16 protein-coding genes are annotated in these 15,705 nt (G+C 41.1%); 6 read left to right on the top strand and 10 right to left on the bottom strand.

Annotated features, from left to right (window positions below):
- Positions 1 to 178: 178 nt before the first annotated feature.
- On the top strand, positions 179 to 1,174 hold the full coding sequence (locus FTU70_RS08125) for an alpha/beta hydrolase (protein ID WP_180060427.1): 996 nt from the start codon (positions 179 to 181) through the stop codon (positions 1,172 to 1,174).
- Between the two features lie 64 nt (positions 1,175 to 1,238).
- On the opposite strand, the gene FTU70_RS08120 is transcribed toward FTU70_RS08125, so the two are convergent.
- Complete coding sequence (locus tag FTU70_RS08120; RefSeq protein WP_180060426.1) at positions 1,239 to 2,420, bottom strand: transcriptional regulator; 1,182 nt, start codon at positions 2,418 to 2,420, stop codon at positions 1,239 to 1,241.
- Positions 2,421 to 2,665: 245 nt separating this feature from the next.
- Between FTU70_RS08120 and FTU70_RS08115 the strand changes: the two genes are divergently transcribed.
- Positions 2,666 to 4,177: an aldehyde dehydrogenase family protein gene (locus FTU70_RS08115; RefSeq protein ID WP_004976873.1), complete on the top strand. Its 1,512-nt coding sequence runs from the start codon at positions 2,666 to 2,668 to the stop codon at positions 4,175 to 4,177.
- Between the two features lie 227 nt (positions 4,178 to 4,404).
- Here FTU70_RS08115 and FTU70_RS08110 read toward each other — a convergent pair whose 3' ends face one another.
- The 4 genes from FTU70_RS08110 to tkt all read right to left on the bottom strand — a co-directional run bounded on the left by FTU70_RS08110 (position 4,405) and on the right by tkt (position 8,147).
- Complete coding sequence (locus tag FTU70_RS08110; RefSeq protein WP_004976875.1) at positions 4,405 to 4,989, bottom strand: YceI family protein; 585 nt, start codon at positions 4,987 to 4,989, stop codon at positions 4,405 to 4,407.
- 136 nt (positions 4,990 to 5,125) lie between these two features.
- Complete coding sequence (locus FTU70_RS08105) at positions 5,126 to 5,611, bottom strand: GNAT family N-acetyltransferase (RefSeq protein WP_218944566.1); 486 nt, start codon at positions 5,609 to 5,611, stop codon at positions 5,126 to 5,128.
- A gap of 179 nt (positions 5,612 to 5,790) precedes the next feature.
- On the bottom strand, positions 5,791 to 6,006 hold the full coding sequence (locus FTU70_RS08100) for a hypothetical protein (protein WP_004976879.1): 216 nt from the start codon (positions 6,004 to 6,006) through the stop codon (positions 5,791 to 5,793).
- A gap of 152 nt (positions 6,007 to 6,158) precedes the next feature.
- On the bottom strand, positions 6,159 to 8,147 hold the full coding sequence (tkt, locus tag FTU70_RS08095; protein ID WP_179990120.1) for a transketolase: 1,989 nt from the start codon (positions 8,145 to 8,147) through the stop codon (positions 6,159 to 6,161).
- Positions 8,148 to 8,896: 749 nt separating this feature from the next.
- On the opposite strand from tkt, the gene metK reads away from it, so the two are divergent.
- Positions 8,897 to 10,063, top strand: coding sequence for a methionine adenosyltransferase (gene metK, locus FTU70_RS08090; protein WP_004976883.1), 1,167 nt, complete (start codon positions 8,897 to 8,899; stop codon positions 10,061 to 10,063).
- Positions 10,064 to 10,221: 158 nt separating this feature from the next.
- On the top strand, positions 10,222 to 10,533 hold the full coding sequence (locus FTU70_RS08085) for a monooxygenase (RefSeq protein ID WP_096901196.1): 312 nt from the start codon (positions 10,222 to 10,224) through the stop codon (positions 10,531 to 10,533).
- 152 nt (positions 10,534 to 10,685) lie between these two features.
- On the opposite strand, the gene FTU70_RS08080 is transcribed toward FTU70_RS08085, so the two are convergent.
- On the bottom strand, positions 10,686 to 10,916 hold the full coding sequence (locus FTU70_RS08080) for a hypothetical protein (RefSeq protein WP_372238839.1): 231 nt from the start codon (positions 10,914 to 10,916) through the stop codon (positions 10,686 to 10,688).
- Positions 10,917 to 11,230: 314 nt separating this feature from the next.
- Here FTU70_RS08080 and FTU70_RS08075 point away from each other — a divergent pair, with 314 nt between their 5' ends.
- Positions 11,231 to 11,440 (top strand): hypothetical protein, encoded by a 210-nt coding sequence (locus FTU70_RS08075; protein WP_154320816.1) that lies wholly within the window; start codon positions 11,231 to 11,233, stop codon positions 11,438 to 11,440.
- Between the two features lie 20 nt (positions 11,441 to 11,460).
- Here the strand turns inward: FTU70_RS08075 and FTU70_RS08070 are convergent, their stop codons facing one another.
- From FTU70_RS08070 to FTU70_RS08060, 3 genes are all read right to left on the bottom strand, one after another.
- The gene (locus FTU70_RS08070; protein ID WP_096901197.1) at positions 11,461 to 12,096 is read right to left on the bottom strand and encodes a LysE family transporter; all 636 of its coding nucleotides are present in this window, start codon (positions 12,094 to 12,096) and stop codon (positions 11,461 to 11,463) included.
- Between the two features lie 169 nt (positions 12,097 to 12,265).
- The gene (locus tag FTU70_RS08065) at positions 12,266 to 12,841 is read right to left on the bottom strand and encodes an FxsA family protein (protein ID WP_004976892.1); all 576 of its coding nucleotides are present in this window, start codon (positions 12,839 to 12,841) and stop codon (positions 12,266 to 12,268) included.
- A gap of 168 nt (positions 12,842 to 13,009) precedes the next feature.
- A complete protein-coding gene (locus FTU70_RS08060) occupies positions 13,010 to 13,393 on the bottom strand; it encodes a YkvA family protein (protein ID WP_178318391.1) in 384 nt (127 codons plus the stop codon).
- A gap of 200 nt (positions 13,394 to 13,593) precedes the next feature.
- Here FTU70_RS08060 and ruvC point away from each other — a divergent pair, with 200 nt between their 5' ends.
- Positions 13,594 to 14,139, top strand: coding sequence for a crossover junction endodeoxyribonuclease RuvC (gene ruvC, locus FTU70_RS08055; protein WP_004976895.1), 546 nt, complete (start codon positions 13,594 to 13,596; stop codon positions 14,137 to 14,139).
- 24 nt (positions 14,140 to 14,163) lie between these two features.
- On the opposite strand, the gene FTU70_RS08050 is transcribed toward ruvC, so the two are convergent.
- Positions 14,164 to 15,684, bottom strand: coding sequence for an NAD(P)H-hydrate dehydratase (locus FTU70_RS08050; protein ID WP_104851865.1), 1,521 nt, complete (start codon positions 15,682 to 15,684; stop codon positions 14,164 to 14,166).
- Positions 15,685 to 15,705 lie beyond the last annotated feature (21 nt).

The raw sequence follows: 15,705 nt of genomic DNA, 5'->3' as shown, positions 1-15,705 counted from the left end.
TTGCTGTTTTATTTTTATCCTTCCCTTTGGCAGAACCATCTCAGATGCGTTCTGCTTTTTTTGCTGTTCAGAACAAAATGAACTCTCAGCATAAAACTAAACCGTTATAGATGCAGAGAGTTTGCATAATTCAATTTGACAAATGCGCACAGCTCATCAAGGATATAGACAAAATAAAATGGATGACGAGCACCTTATGCTGTTAAGCAAAAAACAAAAAACAACACCAAGCTATCAACCTGATATTTTGGGTGCAGATTACCAACAAATGACGCTGGATTTTCCATCTGATTATGAAGGCAAAGTGATTGCTACCTTGGTACGCAAAAAAGCTGAACAGGAAACCCGTAAAGCCGTACTTTATATTCATGGTTTTATTGACTATTTCTTTCAAACAGAAATGGCAGACCAGTTTAATCAGCACGGCTACGACTTTTATGCCTTAGATTTGCGCAAATACGGGCGTTCGCATTTGTCACATCAGCATTGGTACAACGTGCGCAGCTTGTCTGAATATGATGCAGAAATTTCCGCTGCACTTGAGCAAATTGCCGCAGAAGAACATGACTCAGTGATTTTGGCGGGACATTCAACAGGTGGATTAATCACCACGTTATATGTGGCACATCATCCCAATCATCCACTGATTCGTGGTTTATGGTGCAACAGCCCTTTTTATGATTTCAATATGAGCGAGATTGAGAAAAAATTCGGCATTCCTCGTTTAAGCCAATTGGGCAAATTGCTGCCAGAAATGAAATTTCCAAGCCGCCTTAATCCATTTTATGTACCAAGTCTACACAAACAATATCATGGTGAATGGTTATTTAATTTGGAATGGAAAAAGCCACGCTATCCTAAAGTACGATTAAGTTTTGTACGTGCAATTCATGAAGCGCAAAAAGAAATTCATGCTAGCGTACATTTGGGTGTACCAACCTTAATTATGCATGCGAGTCAAAGTAGTTATCCACGCCAATGGAATGAGATTGCGCAACGCACTGACGTAATTTTGGATGTTGCAGATATGCAAAAATATGGGCATCACATGCATGGTGATATTCAGCTTTGCCAAATTGAAGATGGCGTGCATGATTTGGTGCTTTCTGCGCCAGAAGTCCGCGCGGAAGTGTATCAGTCCTTGTTTGACTGGTTAAACCGCAAAGGGCTGTAAAAACTAAAAAAAACAGTAAGACTAAAGGACAGTGAAATGAAAGCCTAAAGACTTGATTCGTCATTTAGGCTTTGTATTTTAATAAAATTTGATGTGCAGGATGATGCTTTGGCATCAGTTCAATTAAACGCTCTACCGCATCAATCGCTTCAAGGCTATGCGCCAAATGTTTCAGCAATACATCGGTATCTTGTGCATTAAAAATGGCATCACTCAGGCGTGATTCTAAACAATCTCGCCATGCGCATAAAAATGGACTTTCAGTTTTCGCCAAAAATACCCCTGCACACGTTTGCAAGGCAGACTGCACATAACCTGCATCTAAAGCCTGCTCAGCTTGTAAAAAATCGGCTTCAATATGCGCCAAAACTCGGTAAGGACGCGAGCCGAGCATCCCCCCTAAAATATCGCGTAATTGCGACATTTCAGCTTTTAGCGTTCCCATGCTGACTTTACGCTCACCATATAGTGCTTGGTGTAAAGTGTCTAAACTCATGCCTTGTGGGCAAAGTGCCAAAATCACCAATATTTCAATTTGACGCGGTGTCATCACCACCACTTTGCCATTAAATAACACCTGTGGCACACGAAACGCGCGAATATAAAGCTGCTGTTTTTGCTGTTCCAGCAACGCATTTTGAATTAAAGAAGCACAGCGCTCTGCTGCCAACAAACCCAAACTGTTATGATTTTTCCAAGTGGTCGATAAATCAATCACGCCCAACACTTGTTTGGAATGTGGGTCTAAAATTGGTGCGGCATAACAAACCCAGTCATGTAACGATGACATATAATGTTCACTGGAAAACACACAACTGGCTTGCTGAGTTTTGAGTGACAAAGCCAAAGCATTGGTACCCACCAACTCTTCACGCCACTGTCCACCCTCTACAAAATGTACTCGTTCCGCCACATTACGCATTTGAGCGCTCGCTGCCGTCCAAATAATCGTACTGCCCACATCGCCCACGGCTGCCACCATGTCGGACTGCTGCGCGATATGTTTTAAATCTTCTGCGCAATTTTGCACAGCTCTCTGTAAAGCCGAACCGCCTTGCGGATGCGATAAACTGGAATTTAACGGAGCAGCCTGCCGATCTACAGGAATTTCTGCAATTTCAGAGCGTTGCCAAGAATTTAAAATACTCTGCTGAATTTGCTGCGCATGCAGCGGCGATAAACTACTGCTTTGTCTAAACCGTTCAATATGCAGTTTTTTTTCCAATAGATCTTGTTTTTTCATCATGACTGATTCTCACAATCCTGTGGGCATTACATCCATTGTACTGCTTACTTTTGTAAGGATTTGTTCGCTGCTTGTAAACCTGCAACTTTCCAACCTTTTTCCAACCTTATATTGGTATGCTAATCAAATAACGTACTAAAGTACCTTATACCTTAGCCGTAAATTTAACCTGATTTTAGACACAGGATTGTGATAAAAGGTAAAGATGACGGCAGATTATAAAAAACCATCAAAGGAAGAGAATTATGCGTTACGTAGATCCCAATCAACCCGGTTCAAAAGTTCAATTTAAAGCACAATACGAAAACTTTATTGGTGGCGAGTGGGTCGCCCCTGTAAAAGGCGAATACTTTGAAAATATCTCTCCTGTAGATGGCAAAGTATTTACCAAAGTCCCACGCTCATCGGCAGAAGACATTGAACTGGCTTTAGATGCAGCCCATAAAGCCAAAGCACAATGGAACAGCTCATCTCCAACCACACGCTCCAACATTCTGCTTAAAATTGCAGATCGTTTAGAACAAAATCTAGAATTATTGGCAGTGGCAGAAACATGGGATAATGGTAAGCCTGTTCGGGAAACATTGGCTGCCGACATTCCATTGGCGATTGACCATTTCCGTTATTTTGCAGGCTGTATTCGTGCCCAAGAAGGCGGAATTTCTGAAATTGATGAAGATACCATTGCCTATCACTTTCATGAGCCGTTGGGCGTTGTGGGGCAAATTATTCCATGGAACTTCCCAATTTTAATGGCAACATGGAAACTTGCACCTGCTTTGGCTGCGGGTAACTGTATTGTACTTAAACCTGCGGAGCAAACCCCTGCTAGTATTTTAGTTTTGGTCGAACTGATTCAAGATTTATTGCCAGCAGGCGTATTAAACGTAGTCAATGGTTATGGTGTAGAAGTGGGTCGCCCATTGGCAACCAATCCACGTATTGCCAAAATTGCATTCACAGGTTCAACCCAGGTCGGTCAATTGATCATGCAATACGCCACTGAAAACATCATTCCAGTGACTTTAGAGCTTGGTGGTAAATCTCCAAATATTTTCTTTGAAGATATTATGGCGCAAGATGACGACTACTTAGACAAAGCACTCGAAGGCTTTGCTATGTTTGCGCTGAATCAGGGTGAAATTTGTACTTGTCCATCACGTGCGCTCGTACAGGAAAGTATTGCTGACCGTTTCCTTGAAAAAGCCATTGAACGTGTTAAACGTATTAAAACAGGTCACCCGCTTGATACTGAAACTATGATTGGTGCGCAGGCATCGCAAGAACAACAAAACAAAATCTTGGGTTGTATTGCGACAGGTCGTGCCGAAGGTGCGCAAGTTTTAACAGGTGGCGGTGAACGTCATGAAGTTGGCAGTGGTTTCTATATTGAGCCGACAATTTTCAAAGGCACCAATGACATGAAAATTTTCCAAGAAGAAATTTTCGGCCCAGTGCTTTCTGTGACTACATTTAAAGACTTTGATGAAGCCATTAAAATTGCCAATGACACCATTTACGGTTTAGGTGCAGGTGTTTGGTCACGTTCTGCGCACACTTCTTACCGTGCAGGCCGTGCTATTCAGGCGGGTCGCGTTTGGACGAACTGTTACCACATCTACCCTGCGCATGCCGCTTTCGGTGGTTATAAAAAATCAGGTATTGGCCGTGAAAACCACAAGATGATGTTAGAACATTATCAACAAACCAAGAACTTGTTGGTGAGCTACTCAACTAAACCTGCTGGCTTCTTCTAAGTTGGTTAATTCAACCTTAACATGATGAATGAAAATGCGAACTTCGGTTCGCATTTTTTATGTTTTGGATATACGAATGGACAAAAAGTAAAATAAAAAAGCCATTCATCCAAACAGATTTTAAAGCCATAGACCTCAAGTTGCTGACATTAAAATCATGGATAAAAATCACAGACATAAAAAAGCACCATTTTTAAAATGATGCTTTTTGATCAAATCATTACTACTTATTTTTTAGCAGCTACAGATGCTTCAGTAGTGATATTAACAGTAATTTTATCACCCACGTTTGGTACATAGCTTGCGATACCAAATGCAGAACGGTTGAATGATGTTGTTGCATTAAAACCAACAGTCGCTGCCTGAGTCATTGGGTGTGGACCTTGTTTGTTCAATACTGCGTCAAGTACCACTGGCTTAGTTACACCTTTAACTGTTAAATCACCTGTGATTTTAAAGTTTTTCTTGTCTTGAGTTTCAACTTTTGTACTTTTAAAAGTAATGGTTGGATATTTTGCTGCATCAAACCAATCTGCTGCCATTAAGTGCTCATCTAAAGCTTTTACGTTGGTGTTGATGCTACTTAATGGAATCGTCACATTCACAGATGAGTTAGCAGGTTTTTTCTCATCAATGTTGATAGTACCTTGAATGTCTGAGAAGTTACCTGATGGCGTAGAAAAACCGAAGTGATCCCAAGTAAATACAGTAGCAGTATGCGTTGGGTCAATTTGATAAGCCACTGGTTTAGCCATTGTCATTGTTGCTGCAGACGCGATAGCCAAACCTAAAGCAATTGATTTCATGTTCATATTGTTCATCTCTAAAAGTGTTGATACGTTTCAATGAGGTTTAGTTTATAGATTTTTGCTGCAAATACAGGATTAAAGATAAAACAGTATGTTGCATGACTGAAACGATAAATTTGTAAAAATATGCATGCGCGTTTTACATCGCTGTTGCAGGGCTGCGATATTGAATAAAACCTGTTCTTTTTGCGACACGATCATACAACTGCCGTGCCTGTAAATTATCTTCATGAGTCAGCCAATATACCCGATCACATTCACGCTGTTGCGCTGTTTGATTCACCTGCTGAATAAGCTGCTGAGCAATTCCCATCCCTCTGTACTCAGGCAAGGTATATAAATCTTGCAAATAGGCATAAGGTTTAAGCGTCCAACAACTGTCATGTTCAATTACATGCACAATTGCCACAACTTGAGTTTGATATACGGCAGCAAAACTATAAATATGCGTACTGTGTGGATTAATTAGTTTTGACCACGTATTTTGCGTAACCTCATCACTTAATTGCACCTGATAAAATTGCTGATAACCCTGCCAAAGTGGTTGCCATTGCTCAAATTGAATTTCACTTAACGCTACAATGTCGATGTGCTTAAATTGACGATCTAATATAGTTGTCTGCAAGCTTTGATGTTGCCTGATTATTTTTGCATCGAATCATTTTACTAATTATGCACAATTCATATTATGCTTAGGCTATTTTATAAACTATTTTTCAGCAATAAAAAAAGCTTTACCCTACGCATAGAATAAAGCTATTTTTGACGATACACCATTTAATGCACCGCATTCATCGCAATAGATTAAAGCTTCTCAATCAAAATACGATCAACTTGCTTTAAGCCTGATTGCTTTTCATGGTTCTTACGGCGAATTTTGATTTGCTGATCTTCAGCCAAATCCTGTAACAACAACTCTACCGCCACCATAGCTTCAAGTGGTAAATCTTGTCCAATCCACTTTTGCTCACCCGCATCCATTAAAGTGACTTCATCATTAATTTGCTCGTACAAACTCATTTCTCATCTCACTCAATTACACAGAGGTTTATTCACAAACCTGACTTACACTGACAAAATTTGTTGGATCATCACATCGAATACCAAACAAATATGCAAAAATAAAAGACGTCCCTTTGCAGGAACGCCTTTAAAAACACTGGATTAAAAAATTAAGCTGTTAATTCTTTTACTGCAGCAACAACCGCTTCAGTGGTAATGCCAAAGTACTGATACAAGTCTTTTGCAGGTGCAGATTCACCATAAGTTGTCATACCAATAACTTTACCGTCTAAGCCGACAAACTTCCACCAGTAGTCTACATGCGCTGCTTCAACCGCAACACGTGCACGAATATGTGATGGCAATACCGCTTCACGATATGCTGCATCTTGCTTCACAAATTCTTCTGCACACGGCATAGACACAACACGTACACCTTCAAGCTGCGCGTATGCTTCCATTGCCAAGCCCACTTCTGAACCTGTTGCAATAATAATGGCTTTCAATTCACCTTTTTCTTCAGCCAAGACATAACCACCTTTTGCCACGTTCTCAATTTGCGCTTGAGTACGAGTTTGGAATGGCAAGTTTTGACGTGAGAAAATTAAAGCAGTTGGACCTTCGCTGCGTACTAATGCAGATTTCCAAGAAATAGCCGCTTCAACGGTATCTGCTGGACGCCATGTATTTAAGTTTGGCGTACCACGTAAAGATGCAATTTGTTCAATCGGTTGGTGTGTTGGACCATCTTCACCCAAACCAATCGAGTCGTGGGTATACACATGAATCACACGTTGCTTCATTAATGCAGACATACGCACGGCATTACGCGCATATTCCATAAACATTAAGAATGTTGCAACGTAAGGAATGAAACCACCGTGAAGTGCTACACCATTTGCAATAGCAGTCATACCAAACTCACGTACGCCATAATGCACGTAGTTCCCTGCTGCATTGTCCTGAACGCCTTGGCAACCCTTCCAAAGGGTTAAGTTTGAACCTGCCAAGTCTGCAGAACCACCCAATAATTCAGGCAATAATGGGCCAAATGCTTGCAAAGTATTTTGGCTGGCTTTACGCGTTGCAATAGTTTCAGCTTTAGCATTGGTTTCAGCAATAAACGCATCTGCCTGCGCGATGAATTCTGCAGGTAGTTCACCGCTTAAACGGCGTTTAAGTTCTGCAGCTTCCGTTGGATATTTTGCTGCATAGGCATCAAAAGTTGTATTCCATGCTGCTTCTGCTTCTGCACCTTTCGCTTTAGCATCCCAAGCGGCATATACATCTTTAGGAATAACAAATGCTTCATCTGTCCAGCCTAATGCTTGACGCGTCAAAGCGATTTCATCATGGCCTAATGGCGCACCGTGACAGTCTTCTTTACCTTGTTTGTTTGGCGAACCTAAACCAATAACAGTTTTACAAATAATAATAGTCGGTTTTTGCGTTTCAGCTTTTGCTTCAACCGTTGCAGCACGAATTGCATCGGCATCGTGACCATCAACTTTTAAGACTTGCCAGCCGTAAGATAAGAAACGTTGTTCGGTATCGTCAGAGAACCAGCCTTCTACTTCACCATCAATAGAAATGCCGTTGTCATCATAATAAACAACCAGCTTGCCTAAACCTAAAGTACCTGCCAATGAACATGCTTCGTGTGAAACACCTTCCATTAAGCAACCATCACCCAAGAAACAGTAAGTGAAATGGTCTACAACCTGAATATCTTCTTTATTAAATTGTGCAGCCAGTGTTTTTTCTGCTAAAGCAAAACCAACAGCATTGGCAATCCCCTGACCGAGTGGACCAGTGGTGGTTTCAATCCCTGGTGCATAACCCAATTCTGGGTGGCCAGGTGTTTTAGAGTGTAACTGACGGAACGCTTTTAAATCTTCGATTGAAAGATCATAACCTGTTAAATGCAACAACGCATATTGCAACATTGAACCATGACCATTAGACAATACAAAACGGTCGCGGTTTGCCCATTGTGGATTGGTTGGGTTGTGATTCAAAAATTCACGCCACACCACATCGGCAATATCTGCCATCCCCATCGGTGCACCTGGATGTCCTGAATTTGCTTTTTGCACAGCATCCATTGCCAATACACGAATTGCGTTTGCAATACGACGTTCATTAAGCGGGGTCGTCATAGGTCAGAGTCCACAAAAAATCGTTAAATAGAAGAAGATGAATAGAATTCAAAACAGCCGCTATTCTCTCAAAAAAACGCCTGAGGGGTAAAGCCTATGCAACAATATTTCCGCATTAATTCCCATTCAGGGTATTTTTCGTGCAAATTCAAAGACGTTTTCACGTTTATAACAACAAGAAAATAGCTAATTGCCGTGTTAAGCTCTATTCTTGGCAAAATTCTAAAGTATAGATATTTCAATTTATAGACGCAGGATGGAATTGTGATGTCGCTCTTGCAGCAACTCCAATCAAATGCCTAGCAACAAGTTAAAACACAACAGTATTCTGTAGAAATAATAGACAGATTTTAACACATCTTGAATTTTATTCACTTTTCACACAATAAATTGAATCACAGCCATCGTCCAAAATTTTAAAACAGCTTTTGAAAATGCAGCTTGATGCAGATAAAGTCAATTCAAAGTCTTTAAATTACCCATCTACAATATTGTTTTTAAAAATGATTCACCACTTAAAAACAAGGTGCTCCTTAGTTTAAAATTATGACAGCATACTTTAGCCAACATGAATATTTTTGAGTCACAATATAGTCATACCGATACTTTATCTATTTTTTAGCTAAAAATATGCGATAAAAAGTCATTGAATTGAAATAAATTCAGCCAATTTAGTCGTAATGCGCTAGTCCTAAAGTCTAACTCGATGTAACATATTGCGTCTTTTGAATTTAACTGTGATAGGACTTATGCGCGAGTACGCTGTATTTACCTCGGAATCTGTAAGCGAAGGCCATCCAGATAAAATGGCTGACCAAATCAGTGATGCCATTTTGGATGCAATCTTAAAAGAAGACCCTTATGCGCGGGTTGCTTGTGAAACGCTTGTAAAAACGGGTGCGGTTGTACTGGCAGGTGAAATCACAACAACTGCAAATGTCGATTTTGAAGCCGTTGTTCGTCAAACCGTAAATGGCATTGGTTACCATCATTCTGACTTAGGTTTTGATGGTTCAACCTGTGCGGTCATTAACATGATTGGTAAACAATCACCTGAAATTGCACAAGGTGTAGACCGTCAAAAGCCTGAAGATCAAGGCGCAGGTGACCAAGGTTTGATGTTTGGTTACGCCAGCCGTGAAACTGATGTATTAATGCCTGCCCCAATTTCTTACGCACACCGCTTAATGGAAAAGCAAGCTGAATTACGTCGCAGTGGTGCTTTGCCGTGGTTACGCCCAGATGCAAAAAGTCAGGTGACTTTTGCTTATGAAAATGGTGTGCCTGTACGTTTGGACGCGGTGGTGTTATCTACTCAGCATGATCCTGAAATTTCTCAAATTCAGCTTAAAGAAGCGGTAATTGAAGAAATTGTGAAAAAAGTGATTCCTGCAGAAATGTTCCATGCAGACACCAAATTCCACATCAACCCAACAGGTATGTTTGTGATTGGCGGTCCTGTAGGTGACTGCGGCTTAACAGGTCGTAAAATCATTGTAGATACTTACGGCGGCATGGCGCGTCATGGTGGTGGTGCATTCTCTGGTAAAGACCCATCTAAAGTTGACCGTTCTGCTGCTTATGCAGGCCGTTATGTTGCCAAAAATATTGTGGCAGCTGGCTTGGCAGACAAATGTGAAATTCAGGTGTCTTATGCTATTGGTGTTGCAGAGCCAACATCAATTTCAATCAACACCTTCAACACTGCAAAAGTGGCAGATGAGTTGATTATTGCTTTAGTACGTGAACACTTCGATTTACGTCCATACGGCATTACCAACATGTTGAACCTGTTACAACCGATGTATAAGCAAACTGCAGCCTATGGTCACTTTGGTCGTCAAGGTTCTGACACTGCATTTACATGGGAAAAAACCGACAAAGTTGAGGCGTTAAAAGCTTCTGCAGGTCTGTAATGTAAAACTTTTCAGTTTTATCAAGCTCACTTCGGTGGGCTTTTTTATGCCTAAAATTTAGCTGTCAAACCACAATATACAAAATACGAATATGTTATAGTGAATCATTCCTGAGATTTTTTAAATACTCATCTAAGATAATGATGTAGGAGTTTATTATGGCGGTTATTCTTCAAGTCGATTTCCCTTCTGAAGGCCCATTTGGCGAAAGCATGAGCCAAGCGTACCGTGAACTTGCAGAAAGCATTAACCTAGAAACTGGCATGCTTTGGAAAATTTGGACTGAGAACGGTCAAACACAGGAAGCAGGTGGAATCTATCTGTTTGATCATGCGGCCAATGCTGAACGCTATTTAAAAATGCACACTGCACGTTTAGAAAGTTTTGGCGTGAAGGATATTCGTGGCAAGATTTTTGAGGTGAATGCTGCACTGTCTGCAATCAACCAAGCTGACTTCTTAAGTCGCTAATCTTTTTAAATTGCTCATCCATATTGAAGAATAAAATGGTGAGTCTCTTCAATATTGAAAAAACAGTTGAATAAAATCCTGAGCCATTTAATGATTCAGGATTTTTTGAAATCTTGTATAGACGAAATAAGCGTTAAGCTTGGATGCAGCACTTATTGCGTACGAATCACCTCAAGCACCGATTGTTGCACGGGCACTTCTTGATGATCTTGCAAATAAACATGCACGACTTTAAACACAACGGCTGCTGCCAAGCATGCCAAAATACAGAATAACCAGAAACCATAAGGACTACGAATATTGTGTGAACCACAAGTACCACATTCTTTTTCTGATGATTCCACCACCCGATTGCAACATGCGCAACGATACTGATGATACAGCATAGGTATTCTCCTACTTCACTGTAATTCTTGTTTTTATTGTTACACCATCTACCCTGATGCAGTGTAATTTTGTTTAAGCAACTGTGACACTTTGTAGCCTGCATCCTTTGGATGATTTAACTGACACAATCGCTTGTGAATTAGAATGTCAAAGTTCTGCTATTCGCGCAAATCGTATTTTTGAATAAACAGTCACTTTATCCATCTAAAATAGGTATGCCATGCTAAAATTCTGCATGCTCGATTACTTGAAGTTTAGACTCAAGCTTGGCTTTCAGCACATATTTTTTATTACACGGAGTAAAGTTAAAGTGGTGCAACTCATTAAAAAAGGTGGCTTGCGAGAACGTGCCAACCGTAGTCGTAAATACCAAGGTTCGGAAAATACCGAAGCAACTTTGCAATCAAACCGTACTTATCAGCCCAATCATTTAGATAAAACTGAAAACACGACTGCAACCGAAATACTGAATGAAAAATCGTCAAACTTGGCTTTGGACAACATCAAATCATCTAACTAATTGGCATCAAAACCTATGTTTTAAAACATACGCAGTGCATCTAACCACAACCACACAGCAAATAATAAAAATAATCCGCCCGAGACCATATCAATATAACTGCCTGAACGCTGATATAACTTTTTCATTTTTGGTGTAGAAAGTAGCAACATAAATAGTGTAAATGTCACAAAAGTTTGGATTGGAATAATCACTGCCAATTGGGCTTTCAAAGATGCACTTGCCGATGAACTCAACGCCAAAGCAAATACACTACTAAAATAAATTAAGGTTTTCGGATTAGATAAATTGGTGAATAGCCCCAATAAAAAGTAGTTTTTTGCGGCTGGAATTTGCACTTGAGTATCATCAAACTGTTTGCGCTGCTGCCAACTATGCCAACCGCCCGACAACATGCCCCATCCCATTTTGGCAAGAAATAAACCGCCAATCAGCATTAAGACTTGCTGAATCCAGGGAAATTGCTGCACCAAAACCGTAAAACCTAATAAGGTCAGCACCACCCACACCACAATCCCTGATGAAATACCCGCAATAATCTGCAAGGTATTACGGCGGGTATTGCTGGCTGCACTTTTGGCAATTAATAAAACATCTGGTCCTGGACTAAGCTGTGCCACAAAATGCAGCGCACAAATGGTGAATAACAAAGACATAAATACATCAGGAGAATTGAAAATCCGATTATACCTTGTGCGGTAGGAGAATAAATAAGGCTTTAAATGCACACCTCAATGTTTAAACACTCACGTGCATATTCACCAAAAAATACCCATAAAAAAACCGAATCAGCACGATTCGGTTTGATATCAAGCATCACCTATATTATTTAGGTGGATTGACATCTTTCATTTCAATTTTTTTCGCATCGGGGGTAATTTCACGTGCTTCACCATCAATAATACTGGAATCACGACCACCACCCTGCTGATTTTGCATGTCTTGCATTTGGCGCATTAAATCTGCAAACGGGTTTTGACCTGCTCCGCCCATGCCATTCATATCGCCCATCATGCCACCCATCATTTGATCCATCATGGCTTGCTGACGTTTCATCATGGCTTTCATCATTGCCGCTTTAAAGGCATTTTGTACGGCAGGAATCATCACCAGCAATGCCAAAACATCGCTAATTAATCCTGGAATCATCAATAAAAAACCCGCAAAAATTTTAGGTAAATTATTACTCAGCGCAGGATCGGCACTCATCTGCCCCATTTGCATTTGCTGCATTTGTGGCATCACGCCTGCAGAATATTTACGAATCAGGTTCAAACCAATGAAGAAAGCAGCGACAAACCAAAAGAACACGTACCACATGCTCCCCACTAGGTCGCCCACACCAATCCAGACGAAGACTTCAAGAACTAAGCCAATTAGAACAATAAGAAATAATTTCATGAAAATTAATCTAATCTCAACAAAATAAATAAAATGCAGTAACCAAGTGCTTCATCGGGATCAAGCTTTTTTGATTCGCTGTTGTTTCAATATGGGCATTATTGTATTTTTAAAGGTTAAGTCTGTCATTAATATTTTCATCATCACCCAATAACAGACTTAATACGTCTATATATTTAAACGATAAAGATAAAAATATGCGGCATAAGCCAATAATAACCACAACGCAATAAAAACTGATGCTGCAATATAACTGCTCGGTTTTTGACTGATCGCATCGGCTTGTAAACGACAGCGCTGCATTACCTCTGCAGGTACTAAACGCAATACCAACATGATGCCCAAGGGCACTAAAATCAAATCATCCAAATAACCCAAAACAGGTATAAAGTCTGGAATTAAATCAATGGGAGAAATGGCATAAGCAGCGACCAACAATGCCAAAAGCTTTGCCATAAACGGCGTTTCAGGATCACGTGCGACAAACCAAACCGCATAAACATTTCGTTTAATTTGCTTCGCCCACTGTTTTAGCCTATCAATCCACTTCATTGCCACTCTCATTTGCTACCGTATATAAAATATGCACCTCAAAACTTAAAATAAAATGAAGTCCAAAATTGAAAATGTGGCGTGGGATACATTCCAATGGTTTAAACAGCAGCTTACTGACCGAATGTTTTGAAATTACTCCACACAAAAGAGATTTAAACTCCTATAATTCAACTTGATGTAATTTTTTAAGGCTTGGCATGTCACTTATTATTGGAATCGACCCTGGTTCTCGTCTAACGGGCTACGGCATTATTGAACGTGATGGCGCTAAATTACGTTTTGTAGATGCAGGAACCATTCGCACCGAAACCAGTGAAATGCCTGAACGCTTAAAACGGATTTTTGCAGGGATTGAACGGATTGTGAAATTTCATGGCCCGACTGAAGCTGCAGTTGAACAAGTGTTTATGGCGCAAAACCCAGACTCTGCCTTGAAATTGGGACAGGCTCGTGGTGCAGCGATTGCCGCTTTGGTGAATTTAGATTTACAAGTGGCGGAATATACCGCCCGTCAAATTAAACAATCTGTCGTGGGTTATGGCGCTGCCGATAAAGAACAAGTACAAATGATGGTCATGAAACTATTAAATCTATCCATTAAACCACAACAAGATGCTGCCGATGCTTTGGCTGCTGCAATTTGCCATGCTCATGCATCAGGCAGCATGACCAAATTGGCTGTGCTCAATGCCTTGGGCGGTATGGCTCGCGGGCGCAGTCGCTCAAGCTCCAGACGTCGCTAAATCAGCATCGCCATCGCTTATATTTTACCGATTCACAACCTGATAAATCGCTTGGCTCATGTGCTGTGCCTGTAAACCGCGCATGCCCTGCTGTGCCAATACATCCCCCGCCAAGGCATGTAACATGACAATTTCATGCAATTGAATTTTATGATGAAACTGGGCTTTTAAACTGGCAATCATGCCTGCCAACACATCGCCCATACCACCTGTACCCATACCAGGATTGCCTGCGGTACAAATCCACAATGAACTTGCTTGCGGTTCTGTAGATGCAGCTTGCAAAGTCAAACTACCTGAACCTTTTAACACCCAATCGCCTGCATAGCGTTGCTGCAATTGCTGAATCGCGGCAATACGGTCTGCTTCAATGGCTGCAACCGTAGTATTGAGCAAGGTCGCAGCCTCACCTGAATGTGGTGTGGCATAACTGTTCGGTTTTAGTTGGGCTGGATGATGCGATGAATGCGCTTGTTTCGCCAAAAACCACAAGGCATCGGCATCGTAAACTACTTCTACCTCGGACTGATTTAGTGCGGCAAACCAGTCTGCATAATGCTGTTCTGCCCAAGCATCTCGTCCTAGTCCCATCCCTAAACTCACGGCATCGACCTGTGAAATTAAGTGCTGAATTTCTGCGCCTGTCAGTGCGTCTATATCCCGCAACATTAAATTCGGCGCACGGCTTAATATCGCCACATGATGTTTGGCATGACAGACCACAGTCACTTTCCCTGCACCTGCGCTTGATGCGGCTTCTGCAGCCATCATCACCGCACCACCCATTTGCGCATGTCCGCCCACAATCAACACATGCCCATAACTGCCTTTGTGTCCAAAAGCCTGCCGTGCGGGTAATTGAATCAAATGTGGTGTGAGTTGGGCCAACGCTTTGAGTTCTGCATCGGCTGGAATCAAATCCAGCACATCGACCAGTCCAGTATATTCCTGTGCCTGCCCTGTAAATAACCCTGCTTTCAAACCCAAAGCTGTAAAGGTGTAATCGGCTTTAATTGCACATGGCAATGGCTGCCCCGTGTTGGCATTTAAACCGCTTGGAATATCAACCGCAATTTTTAAACCCGCTTGTTGATTCATTGCGTGAATAAGCGACTGCCACTCATCATTTAAAGGACGATCTAAACCAATACCAAATAATGCATCAATATAGCAGTCATAACTTTGTTGAAATGCAAAACCTTGAATTATATTGACTTGTTCTGTCTGAGCTTCTAAAAAAGCCTGATGTAAATCTGCCGATGAACCGCGTGTTGCGGCATAAATATCGACTTGAAAACCTGCTTGTTTTAAATATTTTGCAGTTAAATAGCCATCGCCTGCGTTATTGCCTTGTCCACAACACACAGCAATTTTTTGTATTGTAGATGGCTGTTTTGCAAAAATTTTGCGAATTTGTAAATGCAGTGTCCACGCCACTTGCTGCATTAAACCGTAAGAACTATTTTGACGGGCAAACCAGCGCTGCTCCCACGCTTGAATACTTTGACTATGATAAACAGGGCTATGGTACACTTGCTGCGGCATTTTCTTCCCTTCTATTTTGTT

Source organism: Acinetobacter sp. YH12135 (assembly GCF_013418565.1).
Taxonomy (GTDB): Bacteria; Pseudomonadota; Gammaproteobacteria; order Pseudomonadales; family Moraxellaceae; genus Acinetobacter; species Acinetobacter towneri.
Note: the sequence above shows the minus strand (reverse complement) of the source record. Positions and strands in the feature narration are given on the sequence as shown.

Excerpts from the sequence above, each read along its gene's own strand:
- FTU70_RS08050 (WP_104851865.1), bottom strand. The coding sequence starts at position 15,684 with ATGCCGCAGCAAGTGTACCATAGCCCTGTTTATCATAGTCAAAGTATT.
- FTU70_RS08120 (WP_180060426.1), bottom strand. The coding sequence starts at position 2,420 with ATGATGAAAAAACAAGATCTATTGGAAAAAAAACTGCATATTGAACGG.
- tkt (WP_179990120.1), bottom strand. The coding sequence starts at position 8,147 with ATGACGACCCCGCTTAATGAACGTCGTATTGCAAACGCAATTCGTGTA.
- FTU70_RS08085 (WP_096901196.1), top strand. The coding sequence starts at position 10,222 with ATGGCGGTTATTCTTCAAGTCGATTTCCCTTCTGAAGGCCCATTTGGC.
- FTU70_RS08060 (WP_178318391.1), bottom strand. The coding sequence starts at position 13,393 with ATGAAGTGGATTGATAGGCTAAAACAGTGGGCGAAGCAAATTAAACGA.
- FTU70_RS08065 (WP_004976892.1), bottom strand. The coding sequence starts at position 12,841 with ATGAAATTATTTCTTATTGTTCTAATTGGCTTAGTTCTTGAAGTCTTC.
- FTU70_RS08070 (WP_096901197.1), bottom strand. The coding sequence starts at position 12,096 with ATGTCTTTGTTATTCACCATTTGTGCGCTGCATTTTGTGGCACAGCTT.
- FTU70_RS08115 (WP_004976873.1), top strand. The coding sequence starts at position 2,666 with ATGCGTTACGTAGATCCCAATCAACCCGGTTCAAAAGTTCAATTTAAA.
- ruvC (WP_004976895.1), top strand. The coding sequence starts at position 13,594 with ATGTCACTTATTATTGGAATCGACCCTGGTTCTCGTCTAACGGGCTAC.
- FTU70_RS08110 (WP_004976875.1), bottom strand. The coding sequence starts at position 4,989 with ATGAACATGAAATCAATTGCTTTAGGTTTGGCTATCGCGTCTGCAGCA.
- metK (WP_004976883.1), top strand. The coding sequence starts at position 8,897 with ATGCGCGAGTACGCTGTATTTACCTCGGAATCTGTAAGCGAAGGCCAT.
- FTU70_RS08100 (WP_004976879.1), bottom strand. The coding sequence starts at position 6,006 with ATGAGTTTGTACGAGCAAATTAATGATGAAGTCACTTTAATGGATGCG.
- FTU70_RS08125 (WP_180060427.1), top strand. The coding sequence starts at position 179 with ATGGATGACGAGCACCTTATGCTGTTAAGCAAAAAACAAAAAACAACA.